The organism is Streptomyces sp. NBC_00582 (genome assembly GCF_036345155.1).
Taxonomy (GTDB): Bacteria; Actinomycetota; Actinomycetes; order Streptomycetales; family Streptomycetaceae; genus Streptomyces.
Genome location: NZ_CP107772.1, coordinates 8,067,842 through 8,085,099 on the forward strand (window position 1 = coordinate 8,067,842; position 17,258 = coordinate 8,085,099).

Genomic DNA, 17,258 nt, shown 5'->3' on the forward strand with positions numbered 1-17,258 from the left:
GCCTCCGGGCACCTCAGGGAGACGACGGCGGATACAGCGATCTCGGCAACCGGGAGGCGGCGGCCCGGTCCAGGAGCCACAGGGTGCGGGCCCGGCCGAGGGCACCCGCCGCCGGGGCCTGGATCTCGCCCGCGCCCGACAGGGCGATCGCCGCGGCGTTCGCCTTGTCCTCGCCCGCCGCGAGCAGCCACACCTCACGGGCCGCCCGGATGGCCGGCAGCGTCAGCGTGACCCGGGTCGGCGGGGGCTTCGGCGCGCCGTGCACCCCGACCACCGTGCGCTCGGTCTCCCGTACGGCCGGCAGCTCGGGGAAGAGCGAGGCCACATGGGTGTCCGGGCCGACGCCCAGCATCAGGACGTCGAAGGTGGGCACGGTGCCATGGTTCTCGGGGCCGGCCGCACGGGCCAGCTCCTCGGCGTACGCCTCCGCGGCGGCCTCGACGTCGGCGCCGTGGGGACCGTCGGACGCGGGCATGGCGTGCACGCGCTTCGGATCCAGCGGTACCGAGTCCAGCAGGGCCTCACGGGCCTGGGTGACGTTGCGCTCCGGGTCGCCCTCGGGCAGGAACCGCTCGTCGCCCCACCACAGGTCGAGCCGGCCCCAGTCGATCGCGTCCCGGGCCGGCGCGGACGCCAGCGCGGCCAGCAGGCCATTGCCGTTGCGGCCGCCGGTCAGGACCACGGACGCCAGGCCCCGGGAGGCCTGGGCGTCCACGATCCGCGTGATCAGCCGGGCCGCGGCGGCCTGCGCCATCAGCTCCTTGTCGCGGTGCACGACCAGCTGCGGGGCGTTCACCGCGCGGCCTTCCCGGACAGACCGGAAGGGAGCGGCTTCAGCGGATCCGGCGTCACCGGTTCCGCCTTCAGCGGTTCCGACGCCTCCCCTTGCGCCCCGGAAGCTTCCGCAGAGCCTTCGCCGGCGTCCGGTTCTCCTTTGGCCGGCTCGGCCTCCACCTCGGCCTGCTCCACTGCGGCCCCGGCCTGCACCAGCGCCGCCTCCGCCTTCTCCAGAGCGGCCCGGGCCTTCCCGACCCCGGCCGGCTCCGGCGCCGCCGACGCGTTCAGCCGCTCCACCCCGAACCGCAGGGCGGAGGCGTAGGTGTCGTCCGGGTCGAGCCGGCGCAGCTCCTCCGCGATCAGCTCGGCCGTGTCACGGCGCTTGAGCGCCACCGCCCGGTCGGGCTGGCCCTCGATCGAGAGCGTGGCGAGCGAGCCGTCGGCCCGGTCCAGGGTGATCGGCCCGGAGCTGGTGGCCATGCGTACCGCCGTCAGACCGGGCCCGCTGGACAGGGAGCGCCGGACGGGGACGTCCAGCCGGTCCGCGAGCCACATCGCCAGCAGCTCGCAGCTCGGGTTGAACTCCTCGCCCTCCACCTCGACCGACTGCACCTCGCAGGTGACCTGGTCCAGGGCCGCGGCCAGCATCGAACGCCAAGGCGTGATGCGGGTCCACGACAAGTCCGTGTCGCCGGGGGTGTAGGTGTCGGAGCGGGCGCCGAGCTCACGCACCGGCTGCTCGCAGGCGTAGGTGTCGGTGACGCGGCGCTGGGCCAGCGCGCCGAGCGGGTCGGCGGCCGGGTCCAGCGGAGCGTTCACCGGCCACCACACGACGACCGGGGCGTCCGGCAGCAGCAGCGGCAGGACCACCGACTGGGCATGGTCGGACACCTCGCCGTACAGCCGCAGCACGACCGTCTCGCCGGTGCCCGCGTCCGCGCCCACCCGTACCTCGGCGTCCAGCCGGGACTGCGTGCGGTCGCGGGGTGTGCGGGAGACACGCCGGATGACCACGAGCGTGCGCGAGGGGTGCTCGCGGGAGGCGTCGTTGGCGGCCTTGAGCGCGTCGTACGCGTTCTCCTCGTCGGTGACGATGACGAGTGTGAGCACCATGCCCACGGCCGGGGTGCCGATCGCCCGGCGGCCCTGCACCAGCGCCTTGTTGATCTTGCTGGCGGTGGTGTCCGTGAGGTCTATCTTCATGGCCGGCGCCAGCTCCGTCCGTCTCGTTCGAGCATCTGGTCCGCCTCGACGGGCCCCCAGGTACCGGCCGGGTACTGCGCGGGCCTGCCGTTCCGGTCCCAGTACCGCTCGATCGGGTCGAGGATCTTCCAGGACAGCTCCACCTCTTCCGTGCGGGGGAAGAGGTTCGAGTCGCCGAGCAGCACATCGAGGATGAGGCGCTCGTACGCCTCGGGCGAGGACTCGGTGAACGACTCGCCGTAGGCGAAGTCCATGGACACGTCCCGGATCTCCATGGAGGTGCCGGGCACCTTGGAGCCGAAGCGGACGGTCACGCCCTCGTCGGGCTGGACGCGGATGACGATCGCGTTCTTGCCGAGCTCCTCCGTCGCCGTGTGGTCGAAGGGGGAGTGCGGGGCGCGCTGGAAGACCACCGCGATCTCGGTGACCCGGCGGCCGAGCCGCTTGCCGGTGCGCAGATAGAAGGGGACGCCCGCCCAGCGGCGGTTGTCGACCTCGACCTTGATGGCGGCGTAGGTGTCGGTCTTCGACGCCGGGTCGATGCCGTCCTCCTCGAGATAGCCGATGGCCTTCTCGCCGCCCTGCCACCCGGCCGCGTACTGGGCGCGCACGGTGTCCCGGCCGAGATCCTCGGGCAGCCGTACGGCCCCGAGCACCTTGGTCTTCTCCGCGGCCAGCGCGTCCGCGTCGAAGGAGGCGGGCTCCTCCATCGCGGTGAGCGCCATCAGCTGCAGCAGGTGGTTCTGGATGACGTCACGGGCGGCGCCGATGCCGTCGTAGTAGCCGGCCCGGCCGCCGATGCCGATGTCCTCGGCCATCGTGATCTGGACGTGGTCCACGAAGGACCGGTTCCAGATCGGCTCGAACATCGTGTTGGCGAACCGCAGCGCCAGGATGTTCTGGACCGTCTCCTTGCCCAGGTAGTGGTCGATGCGGAAGACCTGGTCGGGGGCGAAGACCTCGTGGACGACCTTGTTGAGCTCCTCCGCGGAGGCCAGGTCGTGCCCGAACGGCTTCTCGATGACCGCGCGCCGCCAGGAGTCCTTCGTCTGGTCGGCCAGCCCGTGCTTCTTCAGCTGCTGGATGACCACCGGGAAGGACCGCGGCGGCACGGACAGGTAGAAGGCGAAGTTGCCGCCCGTGCCCTGTGCCTTGTCGAGCTCCTCGATCGTCGCGCGCAGCCGCTCGAAGGCCTCGTCGTCGTCGAAGGTGCCCTGCACGAAGCGCATGCCCTGGATGAGCTGCTGCCAGACCTCCTCACGGAAGGGCGTGCGGGAGTGCTCCTTGACGGCGTCGTGGACCTCGGCGGCGAAGTCCTCGTGCGCCCATTCGCGGCGGGCGAACCCGACCAGCGAGAAACCCGGCGGCAGCAGACCCCGGTTGGCGAGGTCGTACACGGCGGGCATGAGCTTCTTGCGGGACAGGTCGCCCGTGACCCCGAAGATGACCAGGCCCGACGGCCCCGCGATACGCGGGAGCCGTCGGTCGGCGGGGTCACGAAGCGGGTTCGCTCCGGAACCGGAAAGGGGAGGCAAGGATTCAGCCCTCCGAAGGCGCGAGGCGCTCCAGCTCGGCCTCGGTCGACTTGAGCAGGTCGTTCCAGGACGCCTCGAACTTCTCGACGCCCTCGTCCTCCAGCAGTTGCACCACGTCGTCGTAGGCGATGCCGAGCCGCTCGACGGCGTCGAGGTCGGCGCGGGCCTGCGCGTAGGTGCCGGCGACGGTGTTGCCGGTGATCTCGCCGTGCTGCTCGGTCGCCTGGAGGGTGGCCTCCGGCATGGTGTTCACCGTGTTCGGCGCGACCAGCTCGTCGACGTACAGGGTGTCCTTGTACGCCGGGTCCTTCACACCGGTGGAGGCCCACAGCGGACGCTGCTTGTTGGCGCCGGCGCTCTCCAGCTTGCTCCAGCGCTCGGTCGAGAACACCTCCTCGTACGCCTCGTAGGCGAGCCGGGCGTTGGCGACGGCGGCCTTGCCGCGCGCGGCCTTCGCCTCGTCGGTGCCCAGGGCGTCCAGGCGCTTGTCGATCTCGGTGTCCACACGGGACACGAAGAAGGACGCCACCGAGTGGATCAGCGAGAGGTCGAGACCCTTCTCCTTGGCCTTCTCCAGACCGGCCAGGTAGGCGTCCATCACCTCGCGGTAGCGCTCCAGCGAGAAGATCAGCGTGACGTTGACGCTGATGCCGTTGCCGATGACCTCGGTGATCGCCGGCAGACCCGCCTTGGTGGCCGGGATCTTGATCAGCGTGTTGGGGCGGTCCACCAGCCAGGCGAGCTGCTTGGCCTCGGCGACCGTCGCCTTGGTGTTGTGGGCGAGGCGAGGGTCGACCTCGATCGACACCCGGCCGTCCTGACCACCGGTGGCGTCGAAGACCGGCCGCAGGATGTCGGCCGCGTCCCGGACGTCCGCCGTGGTGATCATGCGGATGGCCTCTTCGACCGTGACCTTGCGGTAGGCGAGGTCGGAGAGCTGCTGGTCGTAGCCGTCGCCCTGCGAGATCGCCTTCTGGAAGATCGACGGGTTGGTGGTGACGCCCACGACGTGCTGCTGGTCGATCAGCTCGGCCAGGTTGCCGGACGTGATCCGCTTGCGCGACAGGTCGTCCAGCCAGATCGCGACGCCCTCCTCGGAGAGGCGCTTGAGTGCGTCTGTCATGGAATTACATCTCCTACGTGTCGTATATGGGCGTCAGCGCTGGGCGGCAGCGATGGATTCCCGGGCCTGGGCTGCCACGTTCTCGGCAGTGAAGCCGTACTCCTGGAAGAGGACCTTGCCGTCGGCCGAAGCACCGAAGTGCTCCAGGGAAACGATGCGGCCGGCGTCCCCGACGTACTTGTGCCACGTCAGACCGATGCCCGCCTCGACGGAGACCCGGGCCTTCACCGACGGCGGCAGGACGCTGTCCCGGTACCCCTGGTCCTGCTCCTCGAACCACTCCACGGACGGCATGGACACCACCCGCGTCGGCACCCCGTCGGCCTCCAGCGCCTCGCGCGCCTCGACGGCCACGTGCACCTCGGAACCGGTGGCGATGAGGATGACCTCCGGAGCACCGTTCGACGCCTCGAAGAGGACGTAACCGCCACGAGCGGCATCCTCGTTGGGCTCGTACGTCGGCACGCCCTGACGGGTCAGCGCCAGACCGTGCGGGGCGCCCTTGCCGAAGACCTTGGTGTACCGCTTGAGGATCTCGCGCCAGGCGATCGCGGTCTCGTTGGCGTCGGCCGGACGGACCACGTTCAGGCCCGGGATGGCGCGCAGCGAGGCCAGGTGCTCGACCGGCTGGTGCGTCGGGCCGTCCTCGCCGAGACCGATGGAGTCGTGCGTCCACACGTACGTCACCGGCAGATGCATCAACGCCGAGAGCCGGACGGCGTTGCGCATGTAGTCGGAGAACACGAGGAACGTGCCGCCGTAGACACGGGTGTTGCCGTGCAGCGCGATGCCGTTCATCTCCGCGGCCATGGAGTGCTCGCGGATGCCGAAGTGGATCGTGCGGCCGTACGGGTTCGCCTCCGGGAGCGGGTTGTCCGCCGGGAGGAACGACGAGGTCTTGTCGATCGTCGTGTTGTTGGAGCCCGCCAGGTCGGCCGAGCCGCCCCACAGCTCCGGGATCACCGCGCCGAGCGCCTGGAGCACCTTGCCGGACGCGGCGCGCGTGGCGACGCCCTTGCCGGGCTCGAAGACCGGGAGCTTCTCCTCCCAGCCGGCCGGCAGCTCGCCCGCGGCGATCCGGTCGAACTCGGCGGCGCGCTCGGCGTTGTCGTCCCGCCAGAGCTGGAAGGACTTCTCCCACTCGGCCTTCGCCTCCGCGCCGCGCTCCAGCGCGCCGCGGGTGTGGGCGATGACCTCGTCGGCGACCTCGAAGGTCTGCTCCGGGTCGAAGCCGAGGACGCGCTTGGTCGCGGCCACCTCTTCGTCGCCGAGCGCCGAGCCGTGCGCGGCCTCGGTGTTCTGCGCGTTCGGGGCCGGCCAGGCGATGATCGAGCGCATCGCGATGAAGGACGGCTTGTCCGTCACCTTCTTCGCTTCCTCGATCGCGTTGTAGAGGGCGTGCGGGTCGAGGTCGCCGTCCGGCTTCGGGGCGATCCGCTGCACATGCCAGCCGTAGGCCTCGTACCGCTTGACGGTGTCCTCGGAGACGGCCGTCTCGGTGTCGCCCTCGATGGAGATGTGGTTGTCGTCCCACAGCAGGACCAGGTTGCCCAGCTTCTGGTGGCCGGCCAGCGAGGACGCCTCGGCGGAGATGCCCTCCTGGAGGCAGCCGTCACCCGCGATCACGTACACGAAGTGGTCGAAGGGGGACTCGCCCTCGGGGGCCTCGGGGTCGAACAGACCGCGCTCGTAGCGGGCGGCCATCGCCATGCCGACGGCGTTCGCGACACCCTGGCCGAGCGGGCCGGTGGTGGTCTCGACGCCCACCGTGTGGCCGTACTCGGGGTGACCCGGAGTCTTCGAACCCCAGGTGCGGAAGGACTTGAGATCGTCCAGCTCGAGGCCGAACCCGGCCAGGTAGAGCTGGGTGTAGAGGGTCAGGGACGAATGGCCCGCGGACAGCACGAAACGGTCGCGGCCCACCCAGTCGGCGTCCGCCGGGTCGTGCCGCATCACCTTCTGGAAGAGGGTGTAGGCGGCGGGCGCCAGGCTCATCGCCGTACCGGGATGGCCGTTGCCGACCTTCTGTACGGCGTCGGCGGCAAGGACGCGGGCGGTGTCGACGGCCCGCTGGTCCAATGCGGTCCACTCGAGGTCTGTGGTGGTCGGCTTGGTGCTCACCCTGGGTCAGGGCTCCTCTCCACATGTCGAATACCGGCTGTTGCGGGCACGCGCCCACCGGCTGCCGGGTGACTGGATGCCCACCGGCCGCTGTCGAGCCTACCCCTGCGGGGACGTGCGTTTTTTCGAGTCATTCCAGACTGCCGGGCCTTGCTGCGATCCGCCCGCCGGCCGGCCGGAACCCCACTTGGCACTTGAATACGGAGCCGCTCATCTGACTGCTCAATCGAGCCCCAGTACGACTCATCGGAAACACCCTCCCGCACCCCTCACCGGCGCCCCCGCCAACACGACCCCACCCCCGCGAAGGCCGGGGTATGGGCAACGTCTACAGTGGCGTGGTACGCGCGAGCCTTTACCCCGCATTCACATGGGGAGGCTTGCTGGGAGTCTCTGTCAGGGGTGTGCGTGACGGCCGTTGAATCCCGTCCAGTGGGGATCGTCGGGACGAGCCAGAGCCCGAGCCGGCGGCCGCTGGGGGCCCGGGTCAAGGCGTTCGTGGCGCTGACCAAGCCGCGGATCATCGAGCTGCTGCTGATCACCACCGTTCCGGTGATGTTCCTGGCGCAGCAGGGTGTGCCGGACCTCGGCCTGGTGCTGCTCACCTGCGTCGGCGGCTATCTCTCCGCGGGCGGCGCCAACGCGCTGAACATGTACATCGACCGCGACATCGACGCCCTGATGGACCGCACCTCGCAGCGCCCGCTGGTCACCGGCATGGTCTCGCCGCGCGAGTGCCTCGCCTTCGGCGTCACCCTCGCGGTGGTCTCGACCCTGCTGTTCGGGTTGACGGTCAACTGGCTGTCGGCCTGGCTGTCGCTCGGGGCGCTCCTCTTCTACGTCGTCGTGTACACGATGATCCTCAAGCGGCGCACCGCGCAGAACATCGTCTGGGGCGGCATCGCCGGCTGCATGCCGGTGCTGATCGGCTGGTCGGCCGTGACGAACTCGCTGTCCTGGGCCCCGCTGATCCTCTTCCTGGTCATCTTCTTCTGGACGCCGCCGCACTACTGGCCGCTGTCCATGAAGGTCAGGGACGACTACGCGCGCGTGGGCGTCCCGATGCTGCCGGTCGTCGCCTCCAACAAGGTGGTCGCCAAGCAGATCGTGATCTACAGCTGGGTGATGGTCGCCGTCTCGCTGCTGCTGACGCCCCTCGGCTACACCGGCTGGTTCTACACGGCCGTGGCCCTCGCGGCGGGCGGCTGGTGGCTCTGGGAGGCGCACGCCCTGCAGAACCGGGCGAAGGCCGAGGTGACGGGCGTGAAGCTGAAGGAGATGCGCCTGTTCCACTGGTCCATCACCTATGTCTCGCTGCTGTTCGTGGCGATCGCGGTGGACCCCTTCCTGAGGTAAGGCGTCCGCGAGGGGGGCGTCCCTGAGGCACGCGTCACTCGCCCCGGCCGTCGCCGTTCGATCTACCCGTCGGTAGCATCGTGACCATGGCAGACACGCAGCAGGTTGACGCGAAGGACGGGCGCCGCGTCGCCCGGCTCGCCCGGCAGATCAGCGCCTTCTCGAAGCAGCACGGCGGGGCCGAGGGCCAGGTCGCCCACATCGGGGAACGCGGGGCCCGGATCGTCCTCGTCGGCGAGGACGGCGGCTGGGGCGACCTCGTGGCGCCCTCCGTGGAGATCGCCGAGAAGGCCGTCGAGAAGGCCGGCATCACCGTCCACGAGTCCTTCGACGGCGAGTTCGCGGCGAAGGTGCGGACCGGGCCGTACGAATGGACGCGCATGGCCGGAATCCAGGTGGGCGGACCGAGCAACGGCTGACCGACCCACCACCTGACACCGGGTTCACCCGTTAGGACCTTCAGCGGTACGAGGTCCAGTCGCGGGAGTCCCGATGATCGAAACGCCGTCCCTGGTGGACCAGTACTGCCACGGCGTGCTCAGAACGGAGCTGGGTCTCGGCACCTTCGAGGCCCGGCTGGCCCGTACCGAGGGCCCGCCCGCCCCCGGTACGACCCTGTTCGACACCCAGACCGGTTTCGCCGTACGCCGCTGGTGCCCCCCGCTGCTCGGCCTGGAACCGCACTGCACACCCGCCCGTTATCTCGCCCGGCGCCGTGAACTCGGCGTACTGGAATCGGGCCGCAGACTCCTGCGCGGCAGCGGCATCACGACCTACCTCGTCGACACCGGACTGCCCGGCGACCTCACCGGCCCGGACGAGCTGGCCTCCGCCGCGGACGCCGAGGCCCGTGAGATCGTCCGCCTCGAACTCCTGGCCGAACAGGTCGCCGACACCTCCGGCACGGTCGAGGCGTTTCTCGCCAATCTCGCCGAGGCGGTCCACTCGGCCGCCGCCGGCGCCGTCGCCTTCACCTCCGTCGCCGGGGTCCGGCACGGCCTCGCCCTCGCGCCCGAACCGCCCGGCCCCGGTGAGGTGCGCGGTGCCGCGGGCCGCTGGCTGGCCGCCCGCCGCGTCGGCGGCGAGCTGAGCGACCCCGTGCTGCTACGGCACCTGCTGTGGATCGCCGTCGCCTCGGGACTGCCCCTCCAACTGCACGCCGGGCTCGCCGAACCGGGCCTGCGCATCGACCGCACCGACCCCGCGCTGCTGACCGACTTCGCCCGCGCCACCGCGGGCCTCGGCACCGACCTGGTCCTGCTCCACGGCTACCCCTACCACCGCCACGCCGCCCATCTCGCCGCCGTCCTCCCGCATGTCTACACCGACTCCGGCGCCGCGCTCGTGCGCACCGGCGCCCGCGCCGCGACGGTCCTCGCGGAGATCCTGGAACTGGCCCCCTTCGGCAAGATCCTGTTCTCCAGCGGGGCGCAGGCGCTGCCCGAGCTGCACGTGGTCGGCGCCCGGCTGTTCCGCGAGGCGCTCGGCAGGGTCCTGGGCGGCTGGGTCGCCGAGGGCGCGTGGTCGCTCACGGACGCCCAGCGGGTGGCCGGCATGGTGGCGGCGGGGAACGCCCGGCGGGTGTACGGGCTGAGCTGAGCCACGGGTCAGGCGTTCGAGCCGACCGTCGCCTCCGCCGCAGGACCCGGCAGACCGACCGTCGTCGCCGGACGCTCGCGCAGCGCCAGCAGCACCAGCAGCACCCAGATCCACACCAGCGCCGACCCCAGCATGTGCAGCCCGACCAGGACCTCGGGGAGGTTCGTGAAGTACTGCACGTAACCGATGACCCCCTGGGCGAGCAGCACCAGGAACAGCTCCCGGGTGCGGTTCAGCGGGCCCCGCGGGGCGTCGACCGCCTTGAGGATGAACCACAGGGCGAAGGTCAGCGTCACCACGATCCACGCGAGCACCGCGTGCAGCTTGGCCACCGTCTCCCAGTCCAGCGGCATCCGCTCGACCTCGCTGGAGTCACCCGCGTGCGGGCCCGCCCCGGTCACCACCGTGCCGACCGCGATCAGCAGCGACGAGGCGACGACCAGGAACCACACGAGCTGCCGCACCGGCTTGCCCACCAGCGGCCGGGGCTCCCCGTCCCCCTCCCGGGTGCGCTGCCACATCACGGCGGCGACCGCGATCAGCGCCGAGGCGAGCAGGAAGTGCGCCGCGACCGTGTACGGGTTGAGGCCGACCAGCACCACGATCCCGCCGAGGACCGCGTTGCTCATCACCAGCCAGAACTGCGCCCAGCCCAGCCGGGTCAGCCCCCGGCGCCGCGGCTTCTCCGCGCGCGCGGCGATGATCGCCCAGCCGACGGCGGCGCACAGGACGTACGTCAGCATGCGGTTGCCGAACTCGATGGCGCCGTGGAAGCCCATCGCGCTCGTCGCGGTGAGCGAGTCGGCGGTGCACTTGGGCCAGGTCGGGCAGCCGAGGCCGGAGCCGGTGAGGCGTACCGCACCGCCGGTGACCACGATGACCACCGACATCACGAGCGCGGACAGGGCCGCCCGCTGAACCGTCCGGGGTGCGGGGGTCCAGCGGTCGGCGATGAAGGCGAGCGGGTTGCGCACGGCGGCTACGGCGTCGGCGCGGGTCACGTTTGGCACGCCCACCATCGTAGGCCGCCGCTTGTGCACGCTTTCACGAGGGTCGGGTCTCCGCGACGAGGGCCGGGTCCTCGCGGGTGTCGTCGGGCCGCGCCGGGGTGCCGTGCCACAGGGCCGTGGCGATGCGTTCGGCGCGGGCCAGGAAGTCGGCGGCCTCCCGCTCGTCGTCGGTGCACTCGGCGAGCCGCTCGTACACCGCGACCAGCGAGGGGTGGTCGTCGCCGAGACGGGCCCGGAAGATGCGCTCGGCCTCGCGCAGCACCACCTCCGCGCCCGCCCGGTCGCCGGCCGTCAGCAGGACCGGGCCGAGACGCGAGAGGGTCTTGGCGCGGTAGTGGTGGTCGCCGCCGTACTTCCGCGTGTAGATGCCGTGCGCTGTGTCGAACGTCTCCAGGGCCTCCACCACAAGCCCCTGCGCGGCCTGCAGCGAGCCCATCTTGTTCAGGCAGGCGGCGTACTTGTGCGGCTCGGCCTCGCTGCGGTTGTAGTGCAGCTCCAGCACCGGCTCCAGCAGCTCGGCCGCCGAGCGCAGCTTCTCCCCGCCCCGCTCGCGCAGCTCGCGCCGGCGCAGCGGATGCCAGGTGGCCCGGGCCTGCTCCAGCAGGTCCTCGGCCTGCCGGCGACGGACGTCGGCCAGGAACTTGGCGACCTGGGACGTCTCGAAGTCCTCCAGTCCCCGGTGCTCCCGGAACACCGCGAGGGCGGCCTCCAGCTCGGTCTCGGCGGTGCCCAGATCGCCGCGGTCCTGCGCGACGACGCCCACGTCCCGCCGCAGCATCGCCCGGAACAGCACATGCTGGGCCGGCACCTGGCTGCCCCGCTGCGGGATGCGGGCCTCGGCGCGGGCGTACGACTCCAGGGCGAGCGCGAGACGCCCCGCGTTGCGGTGGATCATGCCGATCTCCTGCTCCGCGACCGCCCACTCCAGGCTCTCCCAGCCCGGCTCGTGGTCCTCCTGGACCTCGTAGATCCGCACGGCCTCCCGGACCGCGTCCAGCGCCTCGTCGAACAGGATCTTCTCGCGCAGGACGCCCCCGTACTGGCGGTGGCACAGCGCCTCCAGCTCGACGAACGCGGGGCCGTCCCCGGTGTGGCGGCGGCACTGCACCAGCGCCTTCAGGCATTCGTCGTGCGCGTCGTCGAGGTGGGCCAGCAGATAGTGCTGGCGGGCCACCGCGAGCTGGGCCGTGACCCGGCCGAGCGCGTCCGCGCCGTCCGGGGCGCCGGCGTCCTGGCGCAGCTCTGCCTCCCACTGGAAGAAGGTGAGCGCGCGCGTCCAGTTGCAGCGCTGCTCCTGGTAGACGCCGACGCGGTGGAGTAACTCGATCAGCGCCCGGTGGGCCGTGCCGTACGCGATCCGGTCGTCCGAGGCCCAGGACACCTCGGTGATCACCGCGTCGGCGTGCGGCATCAGACGCTCGCAGGCGCTGCGCACCTCCGGCTGCTCCGGCCACGCCGGGAACGCGGCCTCCACCAGCCGCACCGCGACCTGCGACCACTGGACCCGGTCGTCCTGGTCCATCCGGCTGCGGATGAACTGGCGCACCCGCGGATGCACCCCGAAGGTCACCGAGCCCTTGCGCTGGTCGCCGCTCACCGTGAGCAGCGAGTGCTCGACCAGCTCACGGACCATGGGATGGAAGACCCGCTCGCTCTCCATGGCCCGCCGCAGCCCGTCCGGCAGCACCGCCCGGTGCTCGTACAGCGCGGAGTGCGGTACGTCCTCGGAGGCCAGGTAGGAGCACAGCCGCAGCAGGTTCTCCGCCTCCGGGGCCTCGCGCGAGATCCGCTCGACCGACAGCCGGAACGTCTCGAACCCGTTCGTCGAGGTGTGCTCGGGCAGCTGGGCCAAATACTCCTCGACGGTGATGCCCTCGCGCTCGATGTAGGCGCCGGCCGTCTCCAGGTCCAGCGGCAGCCAGCCGAGCTGCTTGCCCAGCGCGTCCAGCGACTCGTCGTCGGCGTCCTCGGCCGTGCCGTCTATGCGCAGCCGCAGGAAGGCACGGCCCCGGGTGGGGCTGAGGCCGAGCAGCTCCAGCCGGTGCTCGGTCAGCTCGGCCCAGCCCTGGCGGACCCGGGTGGTGATCAGGATCGTGCCCCGGCACTGGTCCGGGGGCAGGAACTGCTCCAGGCCGTGCGGGCCGTCGGCCGGCGGCCCGGTCTCGTCGCCGTCCGGCTGCACGTTGTCGTACACCAGCAGCCAGCCGGGGTTGTCGCGCAGCCAGCCCCACAGCCGCGCCAGCACCACGTACTCGCTCTCGTGCGCGGGCACGCCCAGGATGGCGGCGAGTTCGAGGAGCCGGTCGCGCAGTCGCTCGGTGCTGGTGGCGGGCAGCCACCAGGTCAGCGTGGCGGTGTCGGCCTGCGCGTGGGTGCGGGCGTGCGCCACGGCGAGCTGGGTCTTCCCGGCGCCGCCCATGCCGTGGATGACGACGATCCGGCGCGGGGCGCCCTGCTGGTCGTCGTCCGTCAGCATCTCCCGGACGCGCCCCAGTTCGGTGTCCCGGCCGGTGAAGTAGCGGGAGAGCGAGGGCAGGTTGTGCGGCGGGACGTACGCGGGCTCGGTGGAGCCCGGGTCCTCGGCGGAGGACGCCGCGCCGCGCCCGAGCGAGTGCCGGGTGAAGAAGGCGGAGGCGGCGGCGAGGAGACCCGTCACCGAGACGACGGCCCACAGCGCGGGCCCGTTCGCGTGGTCGGCCACGATCGGCAGCACCGCCACCGAACCCGTCGTGGCCGTGTACAGGCCGACCAACAGCTTCTTGCCCGATCCGTCCCCGTTGCTCCTGGACGCTCCCATGGCGGCTCCCCCGGTATGACATTCCCCTGCCCGCGCCGTGTGGGGCACGATTCCCGCGCCGGTCGAGGTTGAACCCCTCATTGTCCAAGGGCCATACTCCGTCTTCCATATATGTGCGGCAGAATTGTTCCGACGTCTGCGCACCTCGGAATCGCCCTCGGAGGCGGCGTGGACGCACTGTCAGAGGATCAGAGAATGCATGTGGGACTGGTGCACTGGTCCTTTCCCCCCTGCGTGGGCGGGGTGGAGACCCATCTGTGGCAGTTCTCGCGCCTGCTCGCGGCCCACGGGGTCGACGTCACGGTCTTCACCGGGACACCCGAGGCGGCGGTGCCGGGCCGCTCCGGTGTCGCGGGCGAGGGCACGATCACCCTCGAGCGGCACTCGGGACTGGACCTCTCGCCGGATGTGCTCCCCGCTCCGGACGAACCCGAACTCACGTCCTGGTTCAGAGAGTTGATCATCCGTCGGGGAATCAAGGTCGTCCACGGCCACAATCTGCACCACTTCTCGGAGGCGCCGGCCCGCGCACTGGCCGGACTCCGGGAGGAACTCGGCCTGCGGCTCGTGCACACCTACCACAGCATCTGGCACGAGGAGTCGAATCCCGCGGCCGAGGCCTGCCGTGACTGGCATCTCCACTTCGCGGTCTCCGACTTCCTCAGTGAGGCGTGCACCCGGCAGTTCGGCTTCAAGGTGAAGCGCCGCTACCTGGGCATCGACACCGCGGCCTACCTCGACGTGCCCGTCTCCGGAGTGCAGGAACCCGGCATGGTGCTGCTCCCGGCGCGGCTGATCCCCGACAAGGGGGCCGAGCTGGCGATCAGGGCCGTGCACCACATCATCCGGAACCGGTCGGGTTCCCGGGTGACGCCCCGGCTGGTGCTCATGCGGACCGGTGTCGAAAACACGGTCGATTTCCATGGGGAAACGGTCGGATTCCATGGAGAATTGCTGGAACTCATCAAGGAACTGAACATTCCGGCGGGGGTCGTCGAATTCACCGAGGCCGGAGTCGACCATATGCGGGCACTCTACGAGAGAGCCTCCGTCGTGGTTTATCCCTCGATGTTCGACGAGCCCATGGGACTGGCCCCGCTGGAGGCGATGTGCGCCGCCCGGCCCGTCGTCGTCACCCGGATGGGCGGACTCGACGAGGGCATCGAGGCCGACGAGGAGATCGGCTTCCTGGTGCCCGACCGCAACGTGGCCAAGCTGGCCGACCGCATCGCCCTGCTCCTCGACGACCCCGCCCGCGCCGAGGCGGTGGGACGACGCGCCCGCGAGCACGTCGTACGTCACTTCGACCTGCGACGGTTCTACCTGGAACCGATGCTCGACCTGTACCGGGAGCAGCAGCTCAGCCCGGCGTGACGGTCCAGTCCTCCGGCAGTCCCCCCACCCGGCTGCGGCCCTCCCGGTCCACCCGCACGGAGATGTCCCGCCCGGCCAGCCGCAGCCCCGACACCTGCAGCGGGCCGAAGGGCGTCGGCCGTACCCCGAACGTCCGGCGCCCCGCGTCCGGCCGCAGCCCCAGCAACGCCGACAGCACCGCCACCCCCGAAGCCGCCGACCACCCCTGCGGCCGGCACGCCGCCGGATAGGCCAGCGGGGCGGGGGAGTCCTCCGTGCGGGCGTCCCCGCCGTACAGCTCCGGCATCCGGTAGGCGAAGTGGGCGGCCGCGTCCAGGAGGCCGTCGGCCAGCAGGGAGGCCTCCGCCGCGCAGCCCGCCGCGCACAGCCCCTGGATCGCGATCGCCGTGTCGTGGGTCCACACGGAACCGCCGTGGTAGCTCATCGGGTTGAAGCCGTGCAGCGCGGCGGAGCGGCTGCGCAGACCCCAGCCCGAGTTCAGTTCGTCCGAGGCCAGCCAGGCCGCCACGTCCCGGCAGCCCCGGGGGTCGAGGATGCCGGTGGACAGCAGCTGCCCCATGTTGGACGCCGGTCCGCTGACCGGGTCCAGGCCCCGGCCGACCGCGATCGCCACATACCGCGGGGCGGGACCCCGCGGCGCGTCCAGCCAGAACGCGTCCGAGAAACGCTTGCGCAGCCCCCGGGCCCACAGCCGCAACCGGTCCGAGTCCTCCTTGCGGCCCCGGGCCCCCAGCAGCTCCGCCAGCCCGGTCGCCGCCTGGTAGGCGTACCCCTGCACCTCGCACAGCGCCAGCGGCGGCTCGATACGGCGGCCCGCCGCGTCCCGCACCGCGTCCTCGCTGTCCTTCCACGACTGGTGGCGCAGCCCGCCCGGACGCGGGTAGTAGCGCACCAGCCCGTCCTCGTCCCCGGCGCTCGTCTCCAGCACCCACTCCATCGCGCGTTCGGCGTACGGCAGCAGCGCGGCCACGTCCGCCTCCGGCAGACCCCAGTGCCAGGCCTCCACCAGCAGCGTCACGAACAGCGGGGTCGCGTCGACCGAGCCGTAGTAGCGCGACGGCAGCCTGAGCCCGTGGCCGTGCTCGGCGTCCGCGGGGCGCAGCTCGTGCAGGATCCGCCCCGGCGCCTCCTCGCGGAACACGTCGTGGGCCGTGCCCTGGCGGCGGGCCAGCGCCCACAGCGTGCCGCGGGCCAGACCGGTGCCGAGCGGCAGCATCATCCGGGCCGACCAGATCGAGTCCCGCCCGAACAGCGCCAGGTACCAGGGGCAGCCCGCGGCGATGAACTGGTCCTCGGGGCCGTCGGGCGCGGTGCGCTCGGGGTCCGCGAGCCGCAGGGCCCCCAGGTCGCCGAGGCCCCGGCGGACCAGGGCGACCAGCCGACGGTCACCGCGCACCACCGGCTCGCTCCAGGGCGCCCCGGTGCTCGGGGCGCCCGGATGCCCGGGCGGCGCCGGGACCGCGCCCCCCTCGACCGTCAGCCCGAGCTGCCTGCTCTCACCGGGCCGCAGCAACAGCCGGGGCCAGGTGAAGGTACCGCCCTCCGGTCCGTCGGTGATGCCGGGCGGGGAGGTGGGGAGAGGACCGGCCGAGGAGGAGCGGCCGTCGGGCCGTGGCCGGATCGAGGACGCGGCGGCGTCGGGCTGCCGGCCGGCCGGGGAGGAGGCGGTGTCGGGCTGTCGGCCGGCTGGGGAGGCGGGGGTGTCGGGCTGTCGGCCGGCCGGGGGTGCGGGGGTGACGGGCGGGAAGGTGGTCCGGGACGCGGGCGCGTCGGGCGAGGGGAAGGCCGTGCGGGACGTCGCGGCGGCCGGCCCGAGGCCGGTCTCGTGGGGTGCGGCGGCGCCGGCCGGACCGTCCGGCTCGACCGCGCGGACCTCCGCCCGGCCCGTCGGCGCCTCCCACACCAGTCCTCCGGCGACCGCCGCGCACCGGACGGGGGGACCGGTGCGGCCCCGCTTCACATCGGCGATGTCGGCGAGATCGGTGGCGAGCGCCAGCTCCACGTGCAGCAGCCGGGAGACCGTGCCGACGTTGCGCAGCAGGATGCTCTCGCCCCGGCCGGCCGTGCGCACCCGCTCGATGATCACCGTGGGGTCGTCGGTGCGGTCGGCGGGGTAGCGGTGCACGGAGGTGAACCGCACCTGGTCGGGCCCGAGCGGCTGCACGCCGATCGGCTCCGGCTCACGGCGGTCGATCAGCAGACAGGCCGTGTGCAGCAGCCTGCGGTCATGGCCGTAGAAGCCCTCCGCCCGCAGACCGCGCAGCTGCCCGTCCCGGGGCGAGGCGGCGAAGGCCGGGGCCGCGACGCAGATCACCACGTCGTGGAGAAGGGGCTGCAGAGCACGCACACTCGAGGAATCCGCG

At 71.9% G+C, this 17,258-nt stretch carries 12 protein-coding genes; 4 read left to right on the forward strand and 8 right to left on the reverse strand.

Translation table 11 applies throughout. The features are described 5' to 3' along the window. Positions 1-13 precede the first annotated feature (13 nt). The 5 genes from pgl to tkt are packed head-to-tail and all read right to left on the reverse strand — an operon-like array spanning position 14 to position 6,759. Positions 14-796 (reverse strand): 6-phosphogluconolactonase, encoded by a 783-nt coding sequence (gene pgl, locus OG852_RS36445; protein WP_330350149.1) that lies wholly within the window; start codon positions 794-796, stop codon positions 14-16. After that, positions 793-1,980 (reverse strand): glucose-6-phosphate dehydrogenase assembly protein OpcA, encoded by a 1,188-nt coding sequence (gene opcA, locus OG852_RS36450; RefSeq protein WP_133910239.1) that lies wholly within the window; start codon positions 1,978-1,980, stop codon positions 793-795. Before opcA ends, pgl begins: the two co-directional genes overlap by 4 nt. Next, positions 1,977-3,515: a glucose-6-phosphate dehydrogenase gene (zwf, locus tag OG852_RS36455; RefSeq protein ID WP_133910240.1), complete on the reverse strand. Its 1,539-nt coding sequence runs from the start codon at positions 3,513-3,515 to the stop codon at positions 1,977-1,979. The genes opcA and zwf overlap by 4 nt, the downstream gene beginning before the upstream one ends. A gap of 4 nt (positions 3,516-3,519) precedes the next feature. Next, positions 3,520-4,638 carry a transaldolase gene (gene tal / locus OG852_RS36460; protein ID WP_133910241.1) on the reverse strand — a complete coding sequence of 373 codons (1,119 nt, stop codon included), beginning with the start codon at positions 4,636-4,638 and terminating at the stop codon, positions 3,520-3,522. Positions 4,639-4,671: 33 nt separating this feature from the next. Beyond that, the gene (gene tkt / locus OG852_RS36465) at positions 4,672-6,759 is read right to left on the reverse strand and encodes a transketolase (protein WP_330350150.1); all 2,088 of its coding nucleotides are present in this window, start codon (positions 6,757-6,759) and stop codon (positions 4,672-4,674) included. A 402-nt stretch (positions 6,760-7,161) separates the two neighbouring features. Between tkt and OG852_RS36470 the strand changes: the two genes are divergently transcribed. The 3 genes from OG852_RS36470 (at position 7,162) to OG852_RS36480 (ending at position 9,714) form a co-directional block, all read left to right on the forward strand. After that, entirely contained in the window at positions 7,162-8,115 is a 954-nt protein-coding gene (locus OG852_RS36470; RefSeq protein WP_166663399.1) for a heme o synthase, read from the forward strand. Positions 8,116-8,201: 86 nt separating this feature from the next. Then, positions 8,202-8,534, forward strand: a complete 333-nt coding sequence (locus OG852_RS36475) for a hypothetical protein (protein WP_133910244.1) — start codon at positions 8,202-8,204, stop codon at positions 8,532-8,534. A 73-nt stretch (positions 8,535-8,607) separates the two neighbouring features. Then, positions 8,608-9,714 carry an amidohydrolase family protein gene (locus tag OG852_RS36480; protein ID WP_133910245.1) on the forward strand — a complete coding sequence of 369 codons (1,107 nt, stop codon included), beginning with the start codon at positions 8,608-8,610 and terminating at the stop codon, positions 9,712-9,714. 8 nt (positions 9,715-9,722) lie between these two features. Here OG852_RS36480 and OG852_RS36485 read toward each other — a convergent pair whose 3' ends face one another. Together OG852_RS36485 and OG852_RS36490 are read right to left on the reverse strand one after the other, a co-directional pair. Beyond that, positions 9,723-10,733, reverse strand: a complete 1,011-nt coding sequence (locus tag OG852_RS36485) for a COX15/CtaA family protein (RefSeq protein WP_133910246.1) — start codon at positions 10,731-10,733, stop codon at positions 9,723-9,725. Between the two features lie 25 nt (positions 10,734-10,758). After that, positions 10,759-13,521, reverse strand: a complete 2,763-nt coding sequence (locus tag OG852_RS36490) for a tetratricopeptide repeat protein (RefSeq protein WP_133910247.1) — start codon at positions 13,519-13,521, stop codon at positions 10,759-10,761. A 195-nt stretch (positions 13,522-13,716) separates the two neighbouring features. Here OG852_RS36490 and OG852_RS36495 point away from each other — a divergent pair, with 195 nt between their 5' ends. Then, positions 13,717-14,895 carry a glycosyltransferase family 4 protein gene (locus OG852_RS36495; RefSeq protein WP_330350151.1) on the forward strand — a complete coding sequence of 393 codons (1,179 nt, stop codon included), beginning with the start codon at positions 13,717-13,719 and terminating at the stop codon, positions 14,893-14,895. Here the strand turns inward: OG852_RS36495 and OG852_RS36500 are convergent. Then, positions 14,882-17,242, reverse strand: a complete 2,361-nt coding sequence (locus OG852_RS36500) for a glycogen debranching N-terminal domain-containing protein (RefSeq protein WP_330350152.1) — start codon at positions 17,240-17,242, stop codon at positions 14,882-14,884. The two genes, OG852_RS36495 and OG852_RS36500, sit on opposite strands and share 14 nt — an antisense overlap. Positions 17,243-17,258: the final 16 nt, after the last annotated feature.

Coding starts and splice junctions, on each gene's coding strand:
- OG852_RS36480 (WP_133910245.1), top strand. CDS start 8,608: ATGATCGAAACGCCGTCCCTGGTGGACCAGTACTGCCACGGCGTGCTC.
- OG852_RS36475 (WP_133910244.1), top strand. CDS start 8,202: ATGGCAGACACGCAGCAGGTTGACGCGAAGGACGGGCGCCGCGTCGCC.
- tal (WP_133910241.1), bottom strand. CDS start 4,638: ATGACAGACGCACTCAAGCGCCTCTCCGAGGAGGGCGTCGCGATCTGG.
- OG852_RS36495 (WP_330350151.1), top strand. CDS start 13,717: ATGCATGTGGGACTGGTGCACTGGTCCTTTCCCCCCTGCGTGGGCGGG.
- OG852_RS36490 (WP_133910247.1), bottom strand. CDS start 13,521: ATGGGAGCGTCCAGGAGCAACGGGGACGGATCGGGCAAGAAGCTGTTG.
- OG852_RS36485 (WP_133910246.1), bottom strand. CDS start 10,733: ATGGTGGGCGTGCCAAACGTGACCCGCGCCGACGCCGTAGCCGCCGTG.
- opcA (WP_133910239.1), bottom strand. CDS start 1,980: ATGAAGATAGACCTCACGGACACCACCGCCAGCAAGATCAACAAGGCG.